1 protein-coding gene and 1 pseudogene are annotated in these 552 nt (G+C 30.8%); one reads left to right on the forward strand and one right to left on the reverse strand.

The genetic code is table 11. From position 1 onward, the window contains the following. Positions 1–258, forward strand: a pseudogene (locus tag IDG60_RS00885) (fructose bisphosphate aldolase); the annotation flags it as partial. Positions 259–451: 193 nt separating this feature from the next. Here IDG60_RS00885 and IDG60_RS21750 read toward each other — a convergent pair. Continuing rightward, positions 452–552, reverse strand: a 101-nt coding sequence (locus IDG60_RS21750; protein WP_241013318.1) for a hypothetical protein, incomplete at its 5' end; no start/stop codon positions are given.

The following is a 552-nucleotide window of genomic DNA, read 5'->3' on the forward strand; positions in this document are numbered from 1 at the left end:
AAATTAACAATTCCTACTGAACCAAACTTATACAAAGAGTTAGCTGAACATCCTAATGTTGTTCGTGTCGTTGTATTATCAGGTGGTTACAGCAGAGAAAAAGCAAATGAATTACTTAAAGATAACGATGAACTTATCGCAAGTTTCTCACGTGCATTAGCTAGTGATTTAAGAGCTGATCAATCTAAAGAAGAATTCGATAAAGCTTTAGGTGATGCTGTAGAATCAATCTACGACGCATCTGTAAACAAAAACTAATTTATACATTAAACGTATTTTTTGATATAAACTACTAAAAAGGACTCATACATGTGCTTTAAGGGCATTGTGTATGAGTCTTTTTTGATTAAAGTTGAATTTGCCGTATGTATTAGATTACGTAAAAAAATCGGACAGCTGAAAAATCTTTAAGATTTCTCAGTTGTCCGATTTTAAATATAGCTATTAGAATTTAGTTTTCGTAGTAACCTAATTCTAAGTCTTTTGAAGTTTGTTTACGGATTTTTCTCATTAATTTTTCGTCTTCAATTAATGATTCACCGTATGATGGAA

The organism is Staphylococcus sp. EG-SA-2 (assembly GCF_017152085.1).